The sequence below is a fragment of the Mycolicibacterium cosmeticum genome (assembly GCF_000613185.1).
GTDB classification, from domain to species: Bacteria; Actinomycetota; Actinomycetes; order Mycobacteriales; family Mycobacteriaceae; genus Mycobacterium; species Mycobacterium cosmeticum.
The window spans coordinates 3,172,924-3,195,927 of record NZ_CCBB010000001.1 but is presented as its reverse complement, the minus strand read 5'-3'; the positions used below and the strand labels follow the sequence as shown (position 1 = coordinate 3,195,927).

General features: G+C 69.3%; 21 protein-coding genes. 10 read left to right on the top strand and 11 right to left on the bottom strand.

The window, feature by feature from the left end; genetic code table 11:
* Nucleotides 1-4: 4 nt before the first annotated feature.
* Both BN977_RS15275 and BN977_RS15270 read right to left on the bottom strand, forming a co-directional pair.
* The gene (locus BN977_RS15275; RefSeq protein WP_036398115.1) at nt 5-1,006 is read right to left on the bottom strand and encodes an AAA family ATPase; all 1,002 of its coding nucleotides are present in this window, start codon (nt 1,004-1,006) and stop codon (nt 5-7) included.
* A gap of 54 nt (nt 1,007-1,060) precedes the next feature.
* Nucleotides 1,061-1,681, bottom strand: a complete 621-nt coding sequence (locus BN977_RS15270; protein ID WP_036398113.1) for a DUF3159 domain-containing protein — start codon at nt 1,679-1,681, stop codon at nt 1,061-1,063.
* 110 nt (nt 1,682-1,791) lie between these two features.
* Here BN977_RS15270 and BN977_RS15265 point away from each other — a divergent pair, with 110 nt between their 5' ends.
* The 3 genes from BN977_RS15265 to BN977_RS15255 are packed head-to-tail and all read left to right on the top strand — an operon-like array spanning nt 1,792 to nt 4,350.
* A complete protein-coding gene (locus BN977_RS15265; RefSeq protein WP_051561402.1) occupies nt 1,792-2,376 on the top strand; it encodes a TetR/AcrR family transcriptional regulator in 585 nt (194 codons plus the stop codon).
* Between the two features lie 26 nt (nt 2,377-2,402).
* The gene (locus BN977_RS15260; RefSeq protein WP_024453312.1) at nt 2,403-3,614 is read left to right on the top strand and encodes an acyl-CoA dehydrogenase family protein; all 1,212 of its coding nucleotides are present in this window, start codon (nt 2,403-2,405) and stop codon (nt 3,612-3,614) included.
* A 49-nt stretch (nt 3,615-3,663) separates the two neighbouring features.
* Nucleotides 3,664-4,350 (top strand): phytanoyl-CoA dioxygenase family protein, encoded by a 687-nt coding sequence (locus tag BN977_RS15255; protein ID WP_024453311.1) that lies wholly within the window; start codon nt 3,664-3,666, stop codon nt 4,348-4,350.
* Here the strand turns inward: BN977_RS15255 and BN977_RS15250 are convergent.
* Together BN977_RS15250 and BN977_RS33495 are read right to left on the bottom strand one after the other, a co-directional pair.
* A complete protein-coding gene (locus BN977_RS15250; protein ID WP_046872702.1) occupies nt 4,337-5,560 on the bottom strand; it encodes a DUF7373 family lipoprotein in 1,224 nt (407 codons plus the stop codon). The genes BN977_RS15255 and BN977_RS15250 overlap by 14 nt on opposite strands.
* 20 nt (nt 5,561-5,580) lie before the next feature.
* Nucleotides 5,581-7,461 carry a serine/threonine-protein kinase gene (locus tag BN977_RS33495; RefSeq protein WP_084172518.1) on the bottom strand — a complete coding sequence of 627 codons (1,881 nt, stop codon included), beginning with the start codon at nt 7,459-7,461 and terminating at the stop codon, nt 5,581-5,583.
* Nucleotides 7,462-7,524: 63 nt separating this feature from the next.
* On the opposite strand from BN977_RS33495, the gene BN977_RS15235 reads away from it, so the two are divergent.
* Nucleotides 7,525-10,020 (top strand): DEAD/DEAH box helicase, encoded by a 2,496-nt coding sequence (locus BN977_RS15235; protein WP_036398106.1) that lies wholly within the window; start codon nt 7,525-7,527, stop codon nt 10,018-10,020.
* A gap of 119 nt (nt 10,021-10,139) precedes the next feature.
* A complete protein-coding gene (locus tag BN977_RS15230; protein WP_036398105.1) occupies nt 10,140-10,868 on the top strand; it encodes a cutinase family protein in 729 nt (242 codons plus the stop codon).
* On the opposite strand, the gene BN977_RS15225 is transcribed toward BN977_RS15230, so the two are convergent.
* Both BN977_RS15225 and BN977_RS15220 read right to left on the bottom strand, forming a co-directional pair.
* The gene (locus BN977_RS15225; RefSeq protein ID WP_024453306.1) at nt 10,865-11,902 is read right to left on the bottom strand and encodes an LLM class F420-dependent oxidoreductase; all 1,038 of its coding nucleotides are present in this window, start codon (nt 11,900-11,902) and stop codon (nt 10,865-10,867) included. The genes BN977_RS15230 and BN977_RS15225 overlap by 4 nt on opposite strands.
* Complete coding sequence (locus BN977_RS15220) at nt 11,899-12,297, bottom strand: nuclear transport factor 2 family protein (RefSeq protein WP_024453305.1); 399 nt, start codon at nt 12,295-12,297, stop codon at nt 11,899-11,901. Before BN977_RS15220 ends, BN977_RS15225 begins: the two co-directional genes overlap by 4 nt.
* A 58-nt stretch (nt 12,298-12,355) precedes the next feature.
* Here BN977_RS15220 and BN977_RS15215 point away from each other — a divergent pair, with 58 nt between their 5' ends.
* Nucleotides 12,356-12,913 carry a PadR family transcriptional regulator gene (locus BN977_RS15215; RefSeq protein ID WP_036398103.1) on the top strand — a complete coding sequence of 186 codons (558 nt, stop codon included), beginning with the start codon at nt 12,356-12,358 and terminating at the stop codon, nt 12,911-12,913.
* Here the strand turns inward: BN977_RS15215 and BN977_RS32680 are convergent.
* The gene (locus tag BN977_RS32680) at nt 12,908-13,087 is read right to left on the bottom strand and encodes a hypothetical protein (protein ID WP_131590126.1); all 180 of its coding nucleotides are present in this window, start codon (nt 13,085-13,087) and stop codon (nt 12,908-12,910) included. The genes BN977_RS15215 and BN977_RS32680 overlap by 6 nt on opposite strands.
* Before the next feature lie 121 nt (nt 13,088-13,208).
* Here BN977_RS32680 and BN977_RS15210 point away from each other — a divergent pair, with 121 nt between their 5' ends.
* A complete protein-coding gene (locus tag BN977_RS15210) occupies nt 13,209-13,892 on the top strand; it encodes an HxlR-like winged helix-turn-helix transcriptional regulator (RefSeq protein ID WP_024453303.1) in 684 nt (227 codons plus the stop codon).
* Between the two features lie 67 nt (nt 13,893-13,959).
* A complete protein-coding gene (gene helR / locus BN977_RS15205) occupies nt 13,960-16,155 on the top strand; it encodes an RNA polymerase recycling motor ATPase HelR (RefSeq protein ID WP_206666839.1) in 2,196 nt (731 codons plus the stop codon).
* On the opposite strand, the gene BN977_RS15200 is transcribed toward helR, so the two are convergent.
* Nucleotides 16,111-16,947 carry a cutinase family protein gene (locus BN977_RS15200; RefSeq protein ID WP_046872703.1) on the bottom strand — a complete coding sequence of 279 codons (837 nt, stop codon included), beginning with the start codon at nt 16,945-16,947 and terminating at the stop codon, nt 16,111-16,113. The genes helR and BN977_RS15200 overlap by 45 nt on opposite strands.
* 435 nt (nt 16,948-17,382) lie before the next feature.
* Here BN977_RS15200 and BN977_RS15195 point away from each other — a divergent pair, with 435 nt between their 5' ends.
* Nucleotides 17,383-19,374, top strand: coding sequence for an MFS transporter (locus tag BN977_RS15195; protein WP_036398101.1), 1,992 nt, complete (start codon nt 17,383-17,385; stop codon nt 19,372-19,374).
* Nucleotides 19,375-19,387: 13 nt separating this feature from the next.
* Entirely contained in the window at nt 19,388-20,194 is an 807-nt protein-coding gene (locus BN977_RS15190) for a glycoside hydrolase family 16 protein (protein WP_036398099.1), read from the top strand.
* A 1-nt stretch (nt 20,195) separates the two neighbouring features.
* Here BN977_RS15190 and BN977_RS15185 read toward each other — a convergent pair whose 3' ends face one another.
* The 3 genes from BN977_RS15185 to BN977_RS15175 are packed head-to-tail and all read right to left on the bottom strand — an operon-like array spanning nt 20,196 to nt 22,993.
* The gene (locus tag BN977_RS15185; RefSeq protein ID WP_036398097.1) at nt 20,196-21,029 is read right to left on the bottom strand and encodes an SDR family oxidoreductase; all 834 of its coding nucleotides are present in this window, start codon (nt 21,027-21,029) and stop codon (nt 20,196-20,198) included.
* A gap of 49 nt (nt 21,030-21,078) precedes the next feature.
* On the bottom strand, nt 21,079-21,933 hold the full coding sequence (locus BN977_RS15180; RefSeq protein WP_036398094.1) for an SDR family NAD(P)-dependent oxidoreductase: 855 nt from the start codon (nt 21,931-21,933) through the stop codon (nt 21,079-21,081).
* A gap of 25 nt (nt 21,934-21,958) precedes the next feature.
* Nucleotides 21,959-22,993 carry an aldo/keto reductase gene (locus BN977_RS15175; RefSeq protein ID WP_036398092.1) on the bottom strand — a complete coding sequence of 345 codons (1,035 nt, stop codon included), beginning with the start codon at nt 22,991-22,993 and terminating at the stop codon, nt 21,959-21,961.
* Nucleotides 22,994-23,004: the final 11 nt, after the last annotated feature.

The window sequence follows — 23,004 nt, the reverse complement described above, 5'->3', positions numbered from 1 at the left end:
CCGGTCAGGGCACCCGGACGGCCCGCAGCACCGCGTCGACCACCGTATCCGGGGTGATCCTGGCGCTGGCCGCCTCGAAGCCGAGGACGAGCCGGTGCCGCAACACCCGGTGTGCGACGTGGGCGATGTCCTCGGGGACCACGTGGGCGCGGCCGCGCAGCACGGCCACTGCGCGGGCCGTGCGGCAGAAGGCGATGGTGGCGCGTGGGCTGGCCCCGTACTCGATCAACCGCGCCATGTTGGCCGGCAGGTGTCCGTCGGGCGCCCTGGTGACGGCCACCAGGGTGCTGGCGTACTGGATGAGCGCGCGGTCCAGGTGTACGGCACCGGCCAGGCGCTGCACCCTGCGGATGTCGTCGACGCCGACGACCGGGGCGCTGTGATGGTCCTTGTCGTACAGGCCGGTGTCCATCCTGGCGATGATCTCGACCTCGTCGTCGACCGACGGGTAGCGGACGATGTCCTTGAGCATGAAGCGGTCGGTCTGCGCCTCGGAGAGCGGGTAGGTGCCCTCCTGGTCGACAGGGTTCTGGGTGGCGATGACCAGAAACGGTTCGGGGATGGGGTATTCGACGCCGGCGATGGTGGTCTGGCGTTCCTCCATCGCCTCCAGCATGGCGCTCTGCGTCTTGGCACTGGAACGGTTGATCTCGTCGAGCAGCACGATATTGGTGTGCACGGGGCCGAGCTGGGTGACGAAGGTGTTCGCCGCGGCGTCATAGATCTGCGTGCCGATGATGTCGCTGGGCAACAGGTCCGGTGTGCACTGGATGCGCCGGAAGCCCCCGTGGATCGACTCGGCGATCACCCGGGCCGCCGTGGTCTTCGCCAGTCCTGGCACGCTTTCGATCAGCAGGTGGCCACCGGCCAGCAGCCCGAGCAGCATCGATTCGCGCAGGTGTTCCTGGCCCACCACCTTGGCCGAGAACGCCGTGGCCACCGCACCCACGATGTGCTGGGCCTCGGCCACGTCGCGATCGTTGAGCCGCACACCCGCCGTCGTCATCCCGGCCGGATACCCCGCGGGCGCTCACTTCATACCCACCGGAATTCGCTGGCCTCAGTCGGCCGGGTGCGGAACGGCCCTGATCGCGGTGCGAATGGCCAGGTAGATCAGCGAGGAGGTGACGGCGAACACCGGCCACCCCATGGCGACGCGGGCGATGGCCAGCAGCTCGGCCTGGTCGGTGTCGTACAGGTGATACTGGACCAGGAAGCGGGTCCAGGACACCAGGGCCATCAGCACGGTGACGGTGTCGAAAGCCAGCCGGGCCCGGCGGATTCCGCGCCAACTGTCGTCCCGGCCGGTGACCCGGGCCCAGATCACCCCGACCAGGGGCCTGCGGATGAGCACCGAGACCGTGAAGGCGATGGCCATCCCGAGGTACATCCAGATGCCCGGAAGGTAGAAGTCCTTGGCCTGGCCGGTGATGAAGGCCAGCGCCGCGCAGACCAGTACACCGGCGAACCCGAACAGCGCGGGCCGGGCCGATTCCCGGCGCAGCAGTTGCCACGCCAGCATCAGCACGGCCACGCCGACCGCGGCCGCGACGGCCGGCACCAGCCCCGCCACGGCGGAGGTGAACGCGAAAACGGTGACCGGCAGCGCCGTGTGGACCAAACCCCGCACACCGCCCGCCCGGGCCAGCAGCGCGGCGGCCGGCGACTGCGTGTTCGTCATACCCGCCAAGGGTACGTGCAGGGACGCGGCACCCGCTCCGCAGAATTTGCTACCCGCTAGGTGAGTGAGTACTCTCTCACCTTGTGACCGCCTCCCGTCGCGATCAACTCATGGCCACCGCGCTGCAACTGTTCGCGGCCAAGGGCTATGCCGCCACGTCGGTGGCCGACATCCAGCAGGCGGCCGGGCTGGCACCCGGTTCGGGGGCCTTGTACAAGCACTTCAGTTCCAAACGCGCACTTCTCGAAGAGGCCGTCGCCAATCGGATCGAGAAGATCGTGACCGCCCGCGAACAGTACGACTCGGGCGAACCGAAGGGTATGGAGAACGCGGTCCGCACCGCGGGTCAGCTGATCTGGAGCAATCTCACCGAGAGCGAAGAGTTGCTGCGGGTGATGCTGCGCGAGCCCGACGAACTGGGCGACCTGGACGAGAAGACCTGGCAGATCATCACCGACAACGCCTATCAACGGTTCGCCGACGAGCTCACCCGGTCCAACGAGTCGGGCCGCACGCAGATCCCCGACCCGGAAGCGGCGGCGGCCGTCGCCATCGCCTCCCTGAGTTACTTCGCCACGCTGCGCGCGCTGACCGACCGCACCCCGGGCAACGTCGGCGACGACCGCTACTTCGAAGCCTGGGTGGACCAGATCACCGCCGTTCTGGAACGCCACACCATTCCCAAGAAACCCTGAGCACCAAGTCATTTCAGGAGTCCGCCATGACCTTTTCCCTGCAACTGTCCGACGATGTCATCGAGGTGCGCGACTGGGTACACCAGTTCGCCGCCGACGTCGTGCGCCCCGCCGCCTCGGAGTGGGACGAACGCGAAGAGACGCCCTGGCCGATCATCGCGGAGGCCGCCAAGATCGGCCTGTACTCGCCCGAGTTCTTCGGCACGCAGGCCGCCGAGCCGAGCGGGCTGGGCTTCATCACCGTCTTCGAGGAACTGTTCTGGGGTGACGCCGGTATCGCGCTGTCCATCCTGGGCACCGGGCTGGCCGCGGCGGCGTTGGCAGGCAACGGAACTCCCGAACAGGTCGGCCAGTGGCTGCCCGCCATGTTCGGCACACCGGGCGAGCCGCAGCTGGCGGCGTTCTGCTCGTCGGAACCCGACGCCGGCTCCGACGTCGGCGCCATCCGCACCCGGGCGCGCTTCGACGAGGCCACCCGCGAGTGGGTGCTCAACGGCACCAAGACCTGGGCCACCAACGGCGGCATCGCCAACGTGCACATAGTGGTGGCGTCGGTGTACCCCGAGCTGGGTTCCCGCGGGCAGGCCACGTTCATCATCCCGCCCGACACGCACGGGCTCAGCCAGGGCCAGAAGTTCAAGAAGCACGGTATCCGCGCGTCACACACCGCCGAGGTGGTGCTCGACAACGTCCGCCTGCCCGAGGACATGATCCTCGGTGGCCGGGAGAAGTTCGAGGAGCGGGTCGCCCGGGTGAAGTCCGGGGCGTCCGCCGGCGGCCAGGCCGCCATGAAGACCTTCGAACGCACCCGACCCACCGTCGGTGCGATGGCCGTCGGCGTGGCCCGGGCGGCGTACGAGTACGCGCTCGAGTACGCCAGCCAGCGTGAGCAATTCGGCCGCAAGATCGGTGAGTTCCAGGCCGTCGCGTTCAAGCTGGCGGATATGAAGTGCCGGATCGACGCCGCCCGCATGCTGGTCTGGCGGGCCGGCTGGATGGCCCGCAACAACCAGCCCTTCGACAATGCCGAGGGGTCGATGGCCAAGCTGGTGGCCAGCGAGACCGCCGTCTACGTCACCGACGAGGCCATCCAGATCCTCGGCGGCAACGGCTACACCCGGGACTACCCGGTGGAGCGCATGCACCGCGACGCCAAGATCTTCACCATCTTCGAGGGCACCAGCGAGATTCAGCGCCTGGTGATCTCGCGGGCCATCACCGGCCTGGCCATCCGCTGACCCGAAAACCATTGGCGCCGACCGCACCCGTCAGGGCACCCTGGCGGGTGTGATCGACGTCGACGCCTTCGGCCGCGACGGCTACCTGCGCATCGACGGCACCGCGGTGCGCGAGGCCGCCCGCGCCGCGCAGACACTGCTGTGGCAGCGCCTCGGACTGGCCGCCGACCGGCCCGAGCTGTGGACCGATTCGGTGGTGTGGACCTCGGACTTGTCCGGTGCCGGACCATTCCACGAGCTGACCCGACCTCCGGGCCTGTCGGCAGCGCTGGACGCGGTGCTGGGCGCCGGCCGCTGGGTTCCGCGGGGATCGTTGGGCAACATCGTCATCCGGTTCCCGCTTCCCTCGGATGTCGACGACCGCGGCTGGCATCTCGACCTGAACACCCCGCTGCCCGACGGCTCCTGGGCGGTATCGCGGCAACCACACACGGTGCTGGTGCTGACCCTGCTGTCCGAGGTGGGCCCGGACGATGCGCCGACCCGGATCCGGGTGGGCTCACACCGGGATGTGCCTGCGGTGCTCGGGGATGACCCGTTGGATGCCGTGACGGCGGGCCGGCGCGCCGACGCCGCCAGTGCCGGGCGGCCGATCGCCCACGCCACCGGGCAGCCGGGCGACATGTATCTGCTGCACCCGTTCACCGTGCATGCCGCCGACCGGCATCGCGGTCACACCCCGCGGTTCATGGCGCAGGGGCCGATCATGCTGACCCGACCGCTCACTTCGCCGTGAGCAGCACGTACTGCGCGGCCACCAACTGCTGCACGTCACGCAGCGGCGCCCCGCTGGCCTCGATCGCGTAGCGGCCGGCGGGCGCCACGCAGTAGAAACTCTTCGGCCGTGCCACACAATGGCTTTCCGGCAGCGCGGGCACCGGGTCGGCCGGTTTCGCCCCGGCCTCCGACAGCACCTCGGTGTTGAACCCGTTGGTGATCATCAGCGCCGTCAGCGGTTCTCGGGCCTGATACACGTTCGCCTTGCCCATCGCCACCTCCGTCACCCCGGTGTCGGAGAACAGGGTTTTGGACGCCACCGGATCGGTCTGGAAATGCATGGCGGCCCTGGCGGGATAGACGGCGTTCTTGGTCGGCGCGATGTCACCGGTTTGCGGCACGGTGCGGGCCAGCAGGCCGGTCGGGTCCAGCGGTACGTCGGCGAAGCCCTTCAGATCGGTCGGGGTGAACCCGTCGATGACGGGCCCCTGCGCGTCGATCGCCTTGGCTACCAGCCCCGCCGCGCCGTCCAGACCGTCCGAGGATTGCGCCAACTGCATGAACACGTAGGTGCCGTGCGGGGTGAACGAGCGGACCACCGCCCACGGGTGGTCCGAACCGTGCGGGGTGAACGGGTAGGTGACGGCAACGGCCTCCGGGTGGCCGGCGATCGGGGTGCGGACCGGTTGGGCGCCCCCGATCGGGCTGCCCGCCGCCGCGTCGCCCATTGCCGCGGCCGCCGCGGTGGCCGCGGCCGGGTCGGGGAACCGCAGCACGGCATTGACCAGCACGGCCTTGTCCGAGTTGCGCGCGGAGGCGAAACCGTTGACGAACCCGTGCCCTTGGGCGGCCGCCGCGATGGCTTCCGGGCCCAACTGGGCCAGCAGCAGCGGGTTGGCCAGGATGTAATAGGTGTCCAGGTATGGGTTGATCAGGGTCGGATCGACGTCCCATGGCCCGATGACGAACTCGGACATTCGGCGCGCGTCCACCGCCACCCCGGTCTCGATGGAGCCGGCATTGCCCAGCGGTGGTTGCGGAACCGTCGGGTAGCTGCCGACGTCCAGCAGGGCGGGGCTGACGATCGGTGGCGCCGAAGCGGTGGGCGCCGCAACCGAACTGGAGGACGCGGGAGTGTCGTTGGTGTGGGCACATGCGGCAACCGCCACCGCGCCAGCAAGCGCCAGAACGGATTTCACACTGCGCCGCAACGCATCTGATGTCGTCATTGCGTTCCGACCCTAGCGTGCTAGTCGCCGGTACGGACGAACTTGTCGGTGAACTCGCCGCCCTGGCATTGGCTACCGGTCGAGATGTTCTGCCCGCGCCCGTTGAGCACCGGGATCGGGTCCGCCAGATCGGTGGGCAGCGGATACTCGGCGGTGATCGTGACGTTGGTGGTACCGCCCTGCGCGCACGGGACCACGCCCACCTCGTTGCGGGTCCACTTGTCGTCGGCGAACACCAAGGTGACCACCCCGTCGATGGCGTGGAACAGGCTGATGCACCGGTCACCGGTTCGCAGGCAGTGCGTCCGCACCTGCAGATCGGGCGCGCCGGGCGCGAATCCGCCGTTGGTGTACACGATCGACTCGTGATAGCGCCCGTGCAGAGCGGTGGCGGGCGAGGTGGTACGCGCCGGCAGCGTGGACGGATCGGGAACCCGGCTGCGGTCGTTGTCGCCCGTGTGGGTGAACGTCACGGTCCGCTTGTTGCTGCTGCAGCCGTTGGCCGCCGCCCTGGTGGTCTCGCCGGTGAGGGAACCGTCGGGCTTCGGGGTCAGGGTGAACACCACCCACGCTTCGGTGGTCATGTCGTTGCACTGCACCGAACCCGTGGCCACCGCCACCCAATCGCCGGCGATCTGGTCGAAGGTCAGATCGGAGACCAGCACGATGCCGCTGTTACCGACGTACCTGGCGTTGGCGATGCAGCCGTTCGTGCCGCACGCCGAGCGCACGTCCCAGGTGCCCGTCATCTCCGGCGCACCGGGGATGGGATTGCCCTCTAGGTCGGTGCCGGGGCCGTAGTCGGCGCGGTACAAGCCGGTGAAACCGTCCCCGGTCGCCGACGCGGCGGGGGTTTGCGGTCCGGCCTGCCCCGCCGGCGGCTTGCCGTCCGGCTCGGACAGCAGCCGCACCCCCGCGACGACGCCGCCGGCGACCACCAGCACGGCCAGCGCCGCCAGGATCGCGAGCAGCGCCTTGGACCGCGACTTCGGTGCGGTGGCGGGCGGCGGCGCAGCGGCCACCGTGGGGTGGCTGCCGCCGTCGGGGGCGGACCGGAAGTGCGCGCTCGGCGCCGCCAACTGGTACTGCAGGGCCTGCGCGAATTCCTGGCAGGTGGGATAGCGACCCTCGCGCGACTTCGCCATCGCCCGCGCCAGCACCGGATCCAACCCGCGCAGCTCCGGGCGGCGCTCCCCCAATGACGGCGCCGGCGCGGTGACGTGTTTGGTGATGACCACCGCCGGGTTGGTGTCGGCGTACGGCGTGCTGCCGGTCAACAGATGAAAAGCCGTGCACGCCAACGCGTATTGGTCGGTGCGCCCGTCCATCGGCTCACCGCGCAGCTGCTCGGGCGCCGCGTAGGCCACGGTGCCGACCGCCATGTTGGTTGCGGTGAGCTTCGTCGAGTCGTCCATCGGCCGGGCAATCCCGAAGTCGGCCAGGTAGATCCGTGAGGTCTCGGATTCCAGCAGGATGTTGGCCGGCTTGATGTCGCGGTGCAGCAGACCCCGTTGGTGCGCGTAGTCGAGCGCGGACGCGACCGCGGCGATGATCGGCAGCGCCACGTGGGCGGGCATGCCGTCGGGGTAGTGATCGCGCAGCAGCCGGGCGGCATCGGTGCCTGCCACGTAGACCATGGAGATCCACAACTGGCCGTCCACCTCGCCGCGGTCGTACACGCCGAGGATGTTCGGATGCGACAGGGTGGACACCAGGTCCGCTTCGCGGCGAAACCGGGGGCCGTACTCCGGGTCGGTGGTGAGGTCGGCCGCCAGTACCTTCACCGCGTCCTGGCGTGGCAGTCGGGGGTGGTCGGCCAGATAGACGCTGCCCATGCCGCCGGCACCGAGCAACCGCCGGATGGTGTATCCGGCGAAGACCTGGCCTTCGGTCAGCGGCACGGGCAAATGGTATGTGACCCGTCCTGTCGGCGCGGCGGGTCCGTCAGGCAGGCTGGACGGGACATGACCGTCCTGTTGCCTGCGTCGGGTACCGACTCCGACGAACTGTTCACCTCGTTCGCGGCCTGGGCCGAGGGACGTGGCACCGTGCTGTACCCCGCTCAGGAGGAGGCGCTGATCGAACTGGTCAGCGGCGCGAACGTGGTGCTGGCGACGCCCACCGGTTCGGGTAAGTCGCTGGTGGCGACGGGGGCGATCTACGCGGCGCTGGCGACCGCGCACGGCAGAAGCTTCTACACCGCACCGATCAAGGCACTGGTCAGCGAGAAGTTCTTCGCGCTGACCGAGGTGTTCGGCGCGGCCAACGTCGGGATGCTGACCGGCGATGCCTCCGTGAACGCCGACGCGCCGATCATCGCCTGCACCGCGGAGATCCTGGCCAATGTCGCACTGCGCGAAGGTGCCGCCGCGGACATCGGCCTGGTGGTGATGGACGAATTCCACTTCTACGGCGACCCCGACCGCGGCTGGGCCTGGCAGGTGCCGCTGCTGGAACTGCCCCGCGCCCAGTTCCTGCTGATGTCGGCGACGCTCGGCGATGTCACGTTCCTGCGCGAAGATCTCACCCGGCGCACCGGCCGGCCGACGGCACTGGTGGCCGGGGCGCAGCGCCCGGTGCCGCTGTTCTATTCGTATGCCACCACGCCCATGCACGAGACCATCGGCGACCTGCTCGACACCCGGCAGGTGCCGATCTACGTCGTGCATTTCACCCAGGCCGCGGCGCTGGAACGCGCGCAGGCACTGATGAGTGTCAACGTGTGCACCAAGGAGGAGAAGGCCGCGATCGCCGCGCACATCGGCGCCTTCCGCTTCTCGACCGCGTTCGGTACCACGCTGTCCCGGCTGGTGCGCCACGGCATCGGGGTGCACCACGCCGGCATGCTGCCCAAGTACCGCCGGCTGGTCGAACAGCTGGCCCAGGCCGGGCTGCTCAAGATCATCTGCGGCACAGACACCTTGGGGGTGGGCATCAACGTGCCGATCCGGACCGTGGTGTTCACCGCGCTGTCCAAGTACGACGGCACCCGCACCCGGCTGCTCAATGCCCGCGAGTTCCATCAGATCGCCGGTCGGGCCGGCCGCGCCGGCTACGACACCGCGGGCACCGTCGTCGTGCAGGCACCCGAACACGAGGTGGAGAACCTCAAACAGTTCGCCAAGGTCGCCGACGACCCGAAGAAGCGCCGGAAACTGGTGCGCCGCAAGGTCCCGGAGGGCATGGTGCCGTGGAGCGAGCAGACCATGACGCGGCTGGTGGAAGCCGCCCCGGAGCCACTGCATAGCCACATGCGGGTGTCGACGGCGATGATCCTGGACGTCGTCGACCGGCCGGGGAATCCGTTCGAGGCGATGCGCCGGCTGCTCACCGACAATCACGAGCCACGCAAACGCCAGCTCAAGCTCATCCTGGAGGCCGTCGGCATCGCCCGGTCCCTGTTGCAGGCCGGCATCCTGGAGCGGCTGCCCGAACCGGAACCCGATGGCCGACAGTACCGGTTGACCGTCGACCTGCCGCCCGATTTTGCGCTCAACCAGCCGCTGTCGACCTTCGCCCTGGCCGCGGTGGACGTCTTGGACCCCGAGTCGGAAACGTATGCGCTGGACGTGGTCTCGGTGATCGAGGCGACATTGGAGGATCCCCGCCAGATCCTTGCCGCGCAGTTGAACAAGGCGCGGGGGGAAGCCGTCGCCCAGATGAAAGCCGACGGCATCGAGTACGACGAGCGCATCGAACTGCTCGACGAGGTGACCTATCCCAAACCCCTGCAGGAACTGCTGGAGCACACCTTCGAGGTGTACCTGCGCAGCAACCCGTGGGCGGCCGACGGGAAACTCTCCCCGAAATCGGTGGTACGCGAGATGTGGGAGCGGGCGCACACGTTCCGCGAGTTCGTCAGCGAATACGGGCTGACGCGGTCGGAGGGCGCGGTGCTGCGCTACCTGTCCGACACGTTCAAGGCGCTGCGCTCCGGGGTGCCCGCCGCCGCCCGCACCGGTGAACTGGCCGATATCGTGGAATGGTTGGGCGAGCTTGTGCGCCAAGTTGATTCGAGCCTGCTCGACGAATGGGAGAAACTCACCAGTGGTGAGCTGCCGGAGGCGGCGCCGGTGACGGTTCCGGTGCGGGCGCTGACGGCCAACGACCGCGCGTTCACCGCGATGGTGCGCAACGCGCTGTTCCGCCGGGTCGAGTTGTTCGCGCGGCGCCGGTGGGCCGAGCTGGGTGCACTCGATGGCGGCTGGTCCGCGCAGCGGTGGGAAGAGCTCGGCTCGGCGTACTACGCCGAGCACGACGAGGTGGGCACCGGCGCGGACGCCCGCGGGCCGGCGCTGCTGATCTTCGACCGGCAACCCGACGTGTGGCGGGTCCGTCAGATCCTCGACGATCCGGCCGGCGACCACGACTGGGGTTTCGAAATAGAGGTGGACCTGGCCGCCTCCGATGAGGAAGGATCTCCGGTGGTGCGGATGACCGGGGCCGGCCGCCTCGACTGAGTGTGCTGCGCGTCACATTCGTCTTTGATTCAGTTGTGCAGACCCTGGGTACTCCCACCGTGCTTGTCGCGGGGCAGCGGGGCCTCCGCGGGTCGGGACGAATTGGTGGGGCGGTAGCGATGAACCGTATTGATCGTTGGATGGGTGCCGTGGCATCGGCGGTGTTCGTGGGGGCGGGGTCGTTGGCCGCCGCGACTCCGGCCGCTGCCGATCCGTGTCCGGATGTGCAGGTGGTGTTCGCGCGGGGAACTTTCGAACCCGCGGGCGTCGGCAGTGTCGGGCGGGCATTCGTGGACTCCGTGCGCGCCAAGGCTCCCGGTAAGTCGGTCGAGGAGTACGCCGTGAACTATCCGGCGACGCTGGACTTCGCGACCGCCGCCGACGGCGTCATCGACGCCAGCAACAAGGTCCGTGCCACCGCCGCGGCCTGCCCGAACACCAAGGTGGTTCTGGGCGGGTTCTCGCAGGGCGCGGCGGTGGCCGCGTACATCACCGCCGACGCGGTGCCCCAGGGCTTCGCGCTGCCGCCGGGCCTGACCGGACCGATGCCGGCCGAGGTCGCCGACCATGTGGCCGCGGTGGCGCTGTTCGGCAAGCCCTCGAGCGGCTTCCTGCAGATGATCTACACCGGCGCGCCGCCGATCACCGTCGGCTCCCGGTACGTCGGAAAAACTGACGACCTGTGCATCCCGGAAGACCCGGTGTGCTCACCGTCCGGTCATGACCAGGGCGCCCACAACGCGTACGTGAGCAATGGGCTGACCGATCAGGCGGCCGACTATGTGGTCGCCCGGCTGGGCGGCCAGCGGTCGGGGCAGCCGGTGGATCAGGCGGCCGCGCACCGTTAGGTCAGGTCGCGCAGCCGTTCGATCAGCTTCACCCGGTCGGCGGGGGTCTCGGCGAACGGCACGACGTTCAGTGCCGTCACCCCCGCCTCCCGGAACGCCGCGATCCGTTCCTTGACGAAGCCGGCCGAACCGATCAGGGATACGTCGCGAACCAGCTCGTCGGGCACGGCCTTGGCGGCGGCTTCCTTGTCACCGGCGAGGTAGAGCTCCTGGATGCGGTCGGCCTGCGGCCCGTAGCCGTAGCTGGTGGCCAGCGCGTGATAGAAGTTCTTGCCCTTGGCGCCCATCCCGCCGATGTACAGCGCCAGGTGCGGCTTGATGAATTCGCGTAACGGCTCGACATCGTCACCGATGGCCAGCGCCGGCCCGGCATAGACGTCGAGTTCGCCGAGCGCGGGATCGCGTTTGGCCTTGCCGGACTGCAGCGCCTTGCCCCAGACGTCGCCGGCCTTCTCGGGCAGGAAGAAGATCGGCTGCCAGCCCTCGGCGATCTCGGCGGTCAGCTCCACGTTCTTCGGGCCCAGCGCCGCCAGCAGAACCGGGATCCGTTCGCGGACAGGCGTGTTGATGAGCTTCAGCGGTTTCCCGAGGCCGGTGCCGCGGTCCTTGGGCAGCGGGATGGTGTAGTGCTCGCCCTCGAACTGCACCCGTTCCCGACGCCACACCTGCCGGCAGATCTGCACCACCTCCCGGGTTCGGGCGATCGGTGCGTCGTAGGGCACACCGTGGAAACCCTCGATGACCTGCGGGCCGGAAGCGCCCAGACCCAGGATGAACCGGCCGTCGGACACGTAGTCCAAGCCGGCGGCCGTCATCGCGGTCAACGTGGGCGTGCGGGTGTAGAGCTGCAGGATGCCCGAGGCCAGCTGCACCCGTTCGGTGCTGGCGGCCAGGTAGCCGAGCGCACTCACCGCGTCGAACGAATACGCCTCCGGCACGAACACGATGTCCAGCCCCGCGCGCTCGAGGTCGGCGACCTCGGCGGCGACCTCTTTGAAACCGCCCGCGTAGTTGATGCCCAGTCCGATCTTCACCGGTTCTGCACCTCCTCGGCCGCCTCGCGCTGGATCTGGTCGAACTGCGCGGCCATCGCCTCGGACAGGGCCTGGGCACCGGACAGCGGACGCACCATCACCATGAAATCGTCGATCAGGCCCGCCTCGTTGGTGTGGATGAAATCGCAGCCGGTGATCCGCTTGCCCGACACTGTGGCCTCGAAGACCAAGGCGTGATCGGCCCCGTCGTTGATCTCGCGGATGTAGCGGAAATCTTCGAACACCCGCAGCACGGCGCGCAGGATGGCGGCGGTGATGGGCTTGCCCGGGTACGGCTTGAACGCCACCGGGCTGGTGAACACGACGTCATCGGCCAGTTGGGCGGCCATTGCCTCGGGATCGCGAGCCTCGACGGCCTGACGGAAGGGATGCATCCAGCACCTCGCATAGTCACTTTGTTGAATAGGTGTGGATGACAGTACAGTACGTGCCGTGGCGCTACGCGACGCGGTGCTGGCCGCCCTGCTCGACGGCGAATCGTCGGGTTACGACCTGGCCAAATCCTTCGACGCCTCGGTAGCCAACTTCTGGGCGGCCACCCCGCAGCAGCTCTACCGCGAACTGGATCGACTCGCCGCCGACGGGCTGATCGAGGCCAGGGTGGTGCAGCAGGAGCGCAGGCCGAACAAGCGACTCTTCTCCCTGACCGCGGCCGGCCGGGCCGCCATTGCGTCCTTCACCGCCACGCCGCCCAAACCGTCGACGATTCGTGACGAGCTGCTGATCAAGGTCAATGCCGTCGACGGCGGTGATCCGGCGGCCGTCCGCGGCCTGGTCGCCGAGCAGTTGCGCTGGTCGGAAACCAAACTCGAACGCTACGAACGGATGCGGGTGCGCTTGCTCGGCGGCCGCGACGAGGACGACTACCTGGCCACCGGCGAGCGGGTGGGCCCGTATCTCACCCTGTTACGCGGTATCGCGTTCGAAGAGGAGAACATCCGCTGGGCACACCGCACGCTGTCGGTACTCGACCGGCGGTTGGGGTCATAGCCGGTACATCTCTCGCGACATCGCGGCCTGTTCGATGACGATGTCACGCCTTGGCGGGTAGTGGCGCCTGGACTTCGGTGGCCGCTGTCCAGGTTCGCGCGCCACCGCGTGCACCAGCATCATCAGCGCCCGGCGCGCCCACGCCGGCGCCCCCGTATCGATCAGTGCAGCCATCTGCCTTCACCTCGTATCCCGTGGGCGGCCCACCATGGGAACGTAACATAAGATTTTGAAGTACGCACCATGTTATTGCAGTCCGCATATGGATTGAGTAGTGATTGGGTAGGCTGGCGCCATGTCCCGGCGTAACTACGGTCAGTTCTGCGGTCTCGCCCATGCCCTGGACGTGGTCGGGGAACGCTGGACGCTGCTGATCGTCCGTGAGCTCGCGTCGGGACCGAAGCGCTACACCCAACTCGCCGAGGCGCTGGCCGGCATCGGCACCAGCCTGTTGGCCACCCGGGTCCGGCAGCTGGAGGCCGACGGCGTCGTGCAGCGCAAGCTGATGCTCGACCAGCCCAATGCGGCGGTCGCCTACGAGCTCACCCCGTCGGGTGTCGAACTCGCCAAAGCCGCTGTCCCGCTGGCATTGTGGGGCGCTCGGCATCAGATGGCCGCCGCCAGCGCGGCCGAGGAAACGTTCCGCGCCGAGTGGGCACTCGGCTTCCTGGCAGCGGTCGACGACGACGAGCTGCCCGCCGACTTCGCCGCCGTCTACCAGTTCCACATCGACGGCAGCAGCGCCTGGCTGCGCGTCCGGGGCGGCCGGATGCGCGTCACGGCCGGCGAGGCCACCGACGCCGATGTCACCGTCCGGACCACGGCGGCCACCTTCCTGGCCATCGCCGGACGACGGGTGACGATGGCAGAGGCCGTGCAGCGTGGTGATGTGGCGGTCGACGGCGATCCCGCGGCAATGACCGAGCTGGTCGGCATCGTCGAGCGACGCCTGCCGGGCACCGCCGTTCAGCGCGCCTGACGGCACCTCCGAAAGCGGAACTCCCGAGGGGTCGAATGCGTTGGGGTGAACTGTGACTACCGGAAGTGTGACCACGACAGAAGGCGGCTACGAAGACGAACTGCGGTCCGAACGGCACTACGTGGACCGCCTGTACACCCGGTTGGACGACGAGCGCACGGCCGCCAAACGGCGCTATGACGCCGCGCTGCGCGGGGACATCGATGCCCAGGACGGGGCCACCCTGCTGCAACGCGATGTCGAGGTACGCGCCCTGGCCAGGGAGATGAACCGGCTGGACGTCGCCGACAGCGGCCTGTGCTTCGGCCGGCTGGACGCCGAGGACGGCGAGGCACTGTACATCGGGCGCCTCGGCCTGTTCGACCCGGAAAACGGCTACGAGCCCCTGCTGCTCGACTGGCGGGCGCCGGCGTCGCGCGCCTTCTACACCGCCACCGCCGCCAACCCGGAAGGCATGCGGCGGCGGCGCCAGTTCCGCACCCTGGGCCGCCGGCTGGTCGGCTTCACCGACGAGAGCCTCGCCAGGCCCGACGCGGCCGCCGGTGGGGACGCCGCACTGCTGGCCGCGGTCAACGCCCCGCGCGGGGAGGGCATGCGCGATATCGTCGCGACGATCCAGGCCGAGCAGGACGAGATCATCCGGCTGGATCACCCCGGTGTGCTGGTGATCGAAGGCGGCCCCGGCACCGGTAAGACGGTGGTGGCGCTGCACCGGGTGGCCTACCTGCTCTACACCCGGCGCCAGCAGATCGAGCGGCACGGTGCACTGGTGGTGGGCCCCAGCCCGGCCTTCCTCAACCACATCGGCCGGGTGCTGCCCTCCCTCGGCGAGACCGACGTCGTCTTCACCACCACCGGGGAGCTGGTACCGGGGCTGCGGGTGACGGCCGAGGACGCGCCCGCGGTCGCCCGGATCAAGGGCGCACTGGGCATGCTCGACGTGCTGGCGGCGGCGGTGGCCGACCATCAGCGGTTGCCCGACGATCCGCTGACCATCGAGCTCGCCGATGTCACCGTGCGCATCGATGCCGAGACCGCGCAGTGGGCCCGCGAGGAGGCCCGCGGCAGTGGGCAGCCACACAATCAGGCGCGGGCGGTGTTCGTCGACATCGTCACCTATGTGCTCACCGAGCGGGCGATCGGGCGCATCGGCCGCGGCTGGCTGTCCCGGTCGGACAAGAACGCCTGGGAACAGATGCGCTCCGATCTGCTCGAGGAGCTGTCCGAGAACGCCGCGTTCCACGCCGCCATCGAACAACTGTGGCCCCGACTCACCCCGGAATCGGTCCTCTCGCAGCTCTATTCGTCACATGAGAGGTTGGCGGCGGCGGGCGCGGACGCATCGCTGTGGCGTGCCGACGGCGCGGCCTGGACGGTGTCGGACGTGCCCCTGCTCGACGAACTGGTCGATCTGCTGGGCCGGGACAAGGCCGCCGACCGGGCCGCCGAGCGGGAGCGCAAGAAGCAGGAGGCCTACGCCAAGGGCGTCCTGGATCTGATGGTCGCCCGCGAGGAGCTGATGGACGACGAGGACCGACTGCTGGCCCAGGACGTCCTGCGGGCGGAGGACCTGGCCGACCGCTTCGCCGAGCGCGACACCCGCGATCTGGTGGAACGTGCTGCCGCCGACCGGGACTGGACCTACCGCCACGTGGTGGTCGACGAGGCGCAGGAACTGTCGGAGATGGATTGGCGGGTGCTGATGCGGCGCTGCCCGTCCCGGTCCTTCACCATCGTCGGTGACCTGGCCCAGCGGCGGTCGGCGGCCGGCGCGCGCTCCTGGGACGAGATGCTGGCGCCGTACGTCCCGGACCGCTGGATGTACCGCTCCCTGTCGGTCAACTACCGCACCCCCTCGGAGATCATGACCGTCGCCGCCGCCTTGTTGGCGGAATTCGCGCCCGAGGTCACCCCGCCGGAGTCGGTACGCGCGTCGGGCTTCCAACCGTGGGCGCGGCGCGTCACCGCTGAGGAATTACCCTCGGCGATAGCGCAATTCGTGGCCGAAGAGGACCGCCTGCCGGGCACCAGCGTGGTGATCGGGCCGCCCGGGATGGCGGGCACCGTGACCGCGGCGGAGACCAAGGGACTGGAGTTCGACGCGGTGCTGGTGGTCGAGCCCGCGGCGATCCTCTCCACCGGCCCGCGTGGCACGGCCGATCTCTACGTCGCGCTGACCCGGGCCACCCAGCGCCTCGGTGTGCTGCACACCGGGGAGCTACCGCAGGCTCTGCGCGGGCTGGTAACCGGCGTCGGGGCCTGAGGCCAGCACCAAGTTGTACAGCGGAGCGCCCCACGCGTGCGGACCGCTGCCGGCCGGCGCATAGCCGGTGTGGATGGCGATACCGGCCGGGGACATCGAGTCCTGGTCGGGCACGGAGTCACACACCGGGTCGCCGATATCGCAGACGCTGACGGTGCGCGCCCCGATGGCCGCGGGCAGCATCGAGGTGTCGGTGTCGGCCAGGAACGAATGCTCTTGCGCCACACCCTTGCCGACACCCGGCGCCAGCGCCGTGGACCCCATGTTGATGGTGGTGTCCACGGGCAACCGGTCGCCGTCGGCGACCAGCAGTGCGGCCACCACCTGCGGATCGTCGGCCAGGTCGCGCAGGTTGCGGTGAATCACCATGGCGCCCTGCGAGTATCCGGCCAGGATCACCTTGGTGGCCGGACATTGCGCGCTGAACGCCTTAAGTTGCTCGGCCGCGGCATCGGTACCGTCGTGCACGCTGTCCATGAAGTTCATCCAGCCGCGGATGCCGCCGTCGGCCGGCACCGGTGCGGCCGGGTACTGCACGGCCTCGGCGGTGATGGTGCGCCCGCTGTCGGCCAGGGCCGCACGCATCTGCAGATACGACTGGTAGACCACGTCGCCCATACCGCCGTTGGCGGTCAATCCAGCCCCGTCTCGCTGACCGGAGCCGGCCGCACCGATCCAGTGATAGTCCGCGCATCCGGGCGCGGCCGAGGCCGCACCGGCGGACAGACCGCTGATACCCGATGCGAGCAGCACGCCCGCGATCGCTGTCACCACCCGACGAATCACGATCATTTGATCGTCACCAGCGGTTGTGCCGTTACGTGACGTCCGGCACCCCGGCGGGCGGTGGGCCCGGCGGCGCGGGCCAGATGCTCGCCCGGTGGGTCGGCGGCGATAAGCGCAGCTAATTAGTGTTTGTGAACGAACAACCTGGTTTGCTCGGTGCCTGCGGGGCGACCTGAGTCGGCCCGCGGGCGCCGGTCCGGATAGCATTGACTGGTCTGCGCGGCCGACGAAGGCGTCGCCGCGACCGCCTTCCCGGTGAATTCGGCTCTCGTCCTATGCAATAGAACGCGCACCTCGACGGTGTGGCGATCCGGTCACCGCTGTGGGAACAAATGCCCCTTAGAAGGAGTTGCAGCAAAACGTGGCCGACCCCATCCGGATGACCAGCCGGCCGTCTATCGCGCGAAATTGCCAGCAAACTCACAGGTTCGGACCGCTCTGATGCGCCAGGGACCCCTTGCCGGACGGTATCCGGCCGTGGCCGCCATGGTCACGCTCGCGCTGATCCCCTACCTTGCGCTGTCGGCGGCGCTGGACCCGCTGGTGCCGATCATCTCCGAGCAGCTGCACATGACGGCTCAGCAGATGAGCCTGTCCGCCGGGCTGGGCAATGCGGCGTACGCCGTCGGCACCGTGCTGGCCGTCCAGTTCGCCCAGCACCTGCCGCAGCGCCGGATGCTGCTCGCCTACGCCGTGGTGCTGGTCGTCGGATCGGTGCTGGCCGCAGCCGCCCAGAACGCCGGCATGTTCATCGGCGGCCACGTGCTGCAAGGGCTGGCCACCAGCATGCTGCTCATCGCCGCCGCACCGCCGCTGACCATCGGCTTTCCCCGCGAGAAGCTGCGCAACACGGCCGTCATCATGAACATGTGCGTGTTCGGGGCCGTCGCGCTCGGCCCGTTCGTCGGAGGTCTGCAGGCCGAATCCCACCAGTGGCGGCCACTGTTCTGGATCGTCGCGGCCATCGCGCTGACGGCGCTCATCCTGGCCGCACTCACCTTCGACGACGCGCCGCCCGCCGACCGGGAGGCACCGCGCGACGGGTGGGCGATCGTGCTGGCCGCCGCGGGCTGCACCGCCGCCTTCGTGGGGGCCGCCCAGCTCACCAGCCACGGCTTCGGCGACCTCGCGGTGACCGGCCCGATGCTCGGGGGCCTGGCCCTCATCGTCGTGCTGATCGTCTACCAGTTCCGGGCGCGGCGCCCGCTGCTGACCATCCGCACCATGCTCACCAGCTCGATCCCGGTGGCCGGCGTCGGGGTCGCCCTGTTCGCCGCCGCGGCATCGGTGGCCGCGACCGCGCTGACGGCCAACGTCTTCCTGTTGAGCTACACCCCGGTCCAGGTGGGCCTGTTGTATCTGCCGGAGCTGGGCGGCGCGGTGGTGATGGCGGTGGTGTTCGGCGCGGTGATCTCCCGGCGCGCGATGCACTACCTGCCGCTGGTCGGCATGGCCCTGCTGGCGGCCGGCATCCTTGTGTTCCGCCTGGCCCTGCCCGCCAACCAGCCGCTGGCCCTGCTGGGCGCGGCGCTGACCGGTCTGGCTCTGGGCGCCACGGTGGCGCCCGCCCTGTTCGTCGCCGGTTTCTCATTGCAGTCCAACAGCTTGCAGCGGGTCTTCGCCATCATCGAGCTGCTGCGTGCGGTGGCGGCGTTCATGGTGGCGCCGATCTTCGCCCACTTCGCCGCCACCACCGCGGGTGACCTGGTGACCGGTACCGGTATCGCGTTGTGGGTCGGATTCGGGCTCGCCATCGCCGGCGCCGTCTTCGGGGTGGCGGTGTACGCGCTCAGCGGCGCCCGCCCCCAACGACCCGACCTCGACCTGTTCCTGGACGGCGAATCCCCCGCCTGGTATTCCCCACCGCTGCTGGCCCGGCTGCGGCCGGGACTACCGGCACCGGAACCGGCCCAGGCACCCGCCCCCGCGACCGGCGGTACGCAGCCGGTGGCCGATCCGGGCGCACCCGGCCCGGTCCTCATCGCCTACGACGGGTCGCAGCGCGCCGCCGCTGCGATATCGGCGGCCGCCGCGCAGGTGCCGCCGGGCCGGCGGGCGTTGGTCGTCTGCGTGTGGCAGCCCGTCGAGGTGGGATTCACCCCGGCCGACGGGCGGGCTCTGGATGCCGACAACGCCGCCGACGTGCGCCGATCCGCCGAACACACCGCGGCCTATGGCGCGCAGCTGGCCGCCGAGGCAGGATTTGCGGTGTGCAGTAGGGCCGTCGAGGCGTCGCCCACCTGGCAGGGCATCGTCGCGACGGCCGCCGAAACGCGGGCCAGCCTCATCGTGCTCGGGCCGCACCGTCGCAACGGGCTGCTGGGCCACCTGCAGGGCAGTGTCGCCGCGGCGGTGGTGGCACACACCGACACCCCGGTGTTGATCGTGCCGCAGGTGACGCAGCCCGCCGCGTTGGCGTCCGCGAACAACTGAGAGGCGAACCGCGATGTTGAACCGGCGAGACATGTTGGTACTGACCGGCATCGGTGCGTTGTCCACCGCCCTACCGACAGCGCATGCCGCGCCGCCGCCGGCGGCACCCCCCGCCGGCGGCTATCTGTTCGTCGACGATTTCGACGGACCCGCCGGTTCGGCCCCGGACGCGTCCAAATGGGAAGTGGCCCTTGCCCGTGAGTCGATGGAAGATCCGACGTACTGGGAACTGCCCGGCAACGTCGGCCAGTACCGTGACGACCGCCGCAACGTCTTCATCGACGGCAAATCGAATCTGGTGTTCCGCGCGGCCAAGGACGGCGACACCTTCTACAGCGGCAAGCTGTTCGGCAAGTGGCGCGGCGGTATCGGGCACAACTGGGAAGCCCGGATCAAACTCAACTGCCTGACCCCGGGCTGCTGGCCGGCCTGGTATCTGGCCAACAACGACCCCACCATCGGCGGCGAGGTCGACATCATGGAGTGGTACGGCAACGGCAAGTGGGCGGCCGGTACCGCGGTGCACGCCAAGCTCAACGGTGGCGAACACGTCAGCCAGGGCATCACGGTGGACAGCGGCTGGCACACCTGGCGGGTGCAGTGGGACGACGCGGGGATGCGGTTCTGGAAGGACTACACCGACGGCGCGCAGCCCTATTTCAACGTGCCGGCCCACGCCCTGCCGGATTGGCAGTTCAATCAGCCCGGCTACCAACTGTTTCCGGTCATGGACCTGGCGGTGGCCGGATCCGGCGGTGGTGATCCCAGCGGGGGCAGCTACCCCGCGGACATGCTGGTCGACTACGTCAAGGTCTGGTGACTCACGCCGTCGCGGTGGCTACCCTGGCCCGTTCGCGCACCGACGCAACCACCCCGCCGTCGTTGAGGATGTCGGTTCCGGTCAGGTAACCCGCCCGGTCGCTGACGCAGAACGCGAACAGTTCGGCCATCTCCTGCGGTGTGCCCCAGCGCGGCACGGCGGCGTCGGCCACCAGCGCGCCGGCGCCCGCCTGCTCCTCCAGCCGACCCATCTCGGTGTCCACCGAGCCGGGCGACACCGAGACGATGCGCAGACCCCGGCGGGTGAACCGCTCGGCCTGCGCCGCGCTGTACCACTTCACAAAGGCCTTGCTCACCGCATACGACATCCCGGAACGGGCCTCCTCGGGGACGGCACCGTACGCGGCGCGCATCGCCGCGGTGAAGGCGGCGTGATCGCTGAGTGCCAACGGGAACGAGTCGGTGGGGATGAGCCCGTCGGGCAGCAGGTGTGCGGCCATCGAGGCCACGTTCACGATCGCCGCGCCGTCGGCCGCGGCGCCGAAGAAGGTCTCGTTGACGTTGACGGTGCCCAGCGCGTTGGTCCGCATGACGTAGTCGGCGTCACCCATGCTCGGGCTGACCCCGGCCGCGTGGATCACGGCGGTGACGGGCGCGACGGCGGCCGCGGTCGCGAACAGCGCCTGGACCGCGGCCCGGTCGGTCACATCGCAGTCGACCGCGGTGGCCGCCACCCCGACGCCGGACAGCACGTCAACCGCGGCGGTCAGCCGAGCAGGCCTGTTGTCGGCAAGGACCACGGCGTGGTCCTTGCCGACAATCTTGGCCGTGGCCAGACCCATGCCGCCGGCACCGCCCGTGATGATCGCCACCATAGTTAGACGATATACGTACTTCGGCGGGTTACAAATGGGGGCTGTGCTGTCACGCGGGGAAGTCGACCGGATACGGCTCGGCGAAATCCGCGGAGCGGCCCACGGCCGCCCACTTACGATCCTCGGCCAGCAGCGTTTCGTCCTGCCGGATCGAGCCCTGCACGGCGTTCACCCCCAACGGCAGGTGGTAGGGCAACTCGTCGCGCCGAGAGAGCCGCACCAGGATCTGCGCGGCGCGGACCGGATCACCGGCACTGACCGCCGTCCCCTTGCGCACCGTGTTCATCGCCCCGACGGTGTCGGCATAGTGCGCGGGAATGTCGCCGATCTCCATCGATGACCCGGCCCAGTCGGTGGCGAATCCGCTCGGCTCCACCACGAGCACCTTGATCCCGAACGGCGCGGTCTCGGTCTGCAGGACACGGGAGAACCCGTCGATGGCGAATTTCGCGGCCTGGTAGGACGCGATGCCCGCCGATCCCCCGACGCGCCCGCCCATCGACGAGAACTGGATGATCAGCCCGCCGCCTTGGGCGCGTAACACTGGGATGGCGGCCCGGGACACGTGGTACACACCCCAGAAGTTGGTCTCGAACTGGGTGCGGAAATCCGCCTCGTCCCCGGTCTCGATGGGCGCGACGTTGGCGTAGCCCGCATTGTTGACCACCACGTCGATGCGGCCGAACCGTCCCTGGGCGGTGGAGAGGGCGGTGCGCACGCCGTCGGCGTCGGTGACGTCCAGCGGCAGCGCCGCGATCCGCTCGCCGTATGCGCGGGTCAATTCGTCGAGTTGGTCGGGCCGGCGCGCCGTGGCGGCGACACTGTCTCCGGCTTCCAGTGCGGCCCGCACGAGTTCACGGCCGAAGCCGCGGGACGATCCCGTGATGAACCAGACCTTGCTCATATTTGTCTCCTGTTCTCGGTGTTTGTCAGCGGGCGACGGTGGCGGCATGGACGGGCGTGTATCGTTCTCCCACCACCCGGCCGGGCGCGAAAACCGCGCTCAGATAGGCAATTTCGTCGGCGCTGATCGGCACCGCCGTGGCGGCGAAGTTCTCCCGCACGTGGGCGATGCGTCTGGTGCCGGGGATCGGCACCACGTCCAGGGGCTGGGCCAGTAGCCAGGCCAGTGCCAATTGACCGGGCGTGCAGCCTTTTTCATCGGCCAGCTGGGTCAGCGCTTCGACCGGCTCCAGATTGGCGGCCAGGTTGTCGGCCGCGAACCGTGGGTTCGAGTGCCGGAAATCGTCGGGATGGAACCGCTCGCCCGGTGTGAGCGCTCCGGTCAGAGCCGATCTGCCCAGTGGGCAGTACGGGACCAGCGTGATGCCCAGCTCGCGGCAGGTCGCCGTCACCGATTCCTCGACATCCCGTTCCCACAGCGAATACTCGCTCTGCAGCGCGGTGATCGGGTGCACGGCGTGTGCCCGCCGGATCAGTGCGGGGCCGACCTCGCTGAGACCGAGTGCTCGGACCTTGCCGGCCTGCACCAGTTCGGCCATGGCGCCGACGGTGTCCTCGATGGGCACGTTGCGGTCCAGCCGGTGGCAGTAGTACAGGTCGATGACGTCGGTGTCCAACCGGCGCAGGCTGGCCTCACAGGCCGCGGCGACGTATTCGGGCCGACCGTCGATGACGATCCCGTCCCGGGTGTCGTTGACCTTGGCACCGAACTTGGTGGCCAGCACGACGCGGTCGCGCCTGCCCCGCAATGCGGTTCCGATGAGCCGCTCGTTGTGACCGAAACCGCGACTGTTGGATGCCGTACCGATATCGGAGCCGCCGTACACGTCCGAGGTGTCCAGGAAGTCGACCCCGAGGTCGATCGCCGCGCGGATGGTCTGGGCCGATTCCTGGTCGTCGGAGTCGCCGTAGAACTGCGACATGCCCATACAGCCGAGCCCGATGGGCCGCACCGTCAGATCCGAATGCCCCAGCCGCACGCGTGCCGAGTGGTTTGTCATCGCCACCGCCT

What these genes read in the sequence shown, in the direction of transcription:
- BN977_RS15195 (WP_036398101.1), top strand. Translation starts at nt 17,383, where the DNA reads ATGCGCCAGGGACCCCTTGCCGGACGGTATCCGGCCGTGGCCGCCATG.
- BN977_RS15220 (WP_024453305.1), bottom strand. Translation starts at nt 12,297, where the DNA reads ATGCATCCCTTCCGTCAGGCCGTCGAGGCTCGCGATCCCGAGGCAATG.
- BN977_RS15230 (WP_036398105.1), top strand. Translation starts at nt 10,140, where the DNA reads ATGAACCGTATTGATCGTTGGATGGGTGCCGTGGCATCGGCGGTGTTC.
- BN977_RS15235 (WP_036398106.1), top strand. Translation starts at nt 7,525, where the DNA reads ATGACCGTCCTGTTGCCTGCGTCGGGTACCGACTCCGACGAACTGTTC.
- BN977_RS15250 (WP_046872702.1), bottom strand. Translation starts at nt 5,560, where the DNA reads ATGACGACATCAGATGCGTTGCGGCGCAGTGTGAAATCCGTTCTGGCG.
- BN977_RS15270 (WP_036398113.1), bottom strand. Translation starts at nt 1,681, where the DNA reads ATGACGAACACGCAGTCGCCGGCCGCCGCGCTGCTGGCCCGGGCGGGC.
- BN977_RS15180 (WP_036398094.1), bottom strand. Translation starts at nt 21,933, where the DNA reads ATGAGCAAGGTCTGGTTCATCACGGGATCGTCCCGCGGCTTCGGCCGT.
- BN977_RS15210 (WP_024453303.1), top strand. Translation starts at nt 13,209, where the DNA reads ATGTCCCGGCGTAACTACGGTCAGTTCTGCGGTCTCGCCCATGCCCTG.
- BN977_RS15200 (WP_046872703.1), bottom strand. Translation starts at nt 16,947, where the DNA reads ATGATCGTGATTCGTCGGGTGGTGACAGCGATCGCGGGCGTGCTGCTC.
- BN977_RS15260 (WP_024453312.1), top strand. Translation starts at nt 2,403, where the DNA reads ATGACCTTTTCCCTGCAACTGTCCGACGATGTCATCGAGGTGCGCGAC.
- BN977_RS15175 (WP_036398092.1), bottom strand. Translation starts at nt 22,993, where the DNA reads ATGACAAACCACTCGGCACGCGTGCGGCTGGGGCATTCGGATCTGACG.
- BN977_RS15190 (WP_036398099.1), top strand. Translation starts at nt 19,388, where the DNA reads ATGTTGAACCGGCGAGACATGTTGGTACTGACCGGCATCGGTGCGTTG.
- BN977_RS15185 (WP_036398097.1), bottom strand. Translation starts at nt 21,029, where the DNA reads ATGGTGGCGATCATCACGGGCGGTGCCGGCGGCATGGGTCTGGCCACG.
- BN977_RS32680 (WP_131590126.1), bottom strand. Translation starts at nt 13,087, where the DNA reads ATGGCTGCACTGATCGATACGGGGGCGCCGGCGTGGGCGCGCCGGGCG.
- BN977_RS15265 (WP_051561402.1), top strand. Translation starts at nt 1,792, where the DNA reads ATGGCCACCGCGCTGCAACTGTTCGCGGCCAAGGGCTATGCCGCCACG.
- BN977_RS15275 (WP_036398115.1), bottom strand. Translation starts at nt 1,006, where the DNA reads ATGACGACGGCGGGTGTGCGGCTCAACGATCGCGACGTGGCCGAGGCC.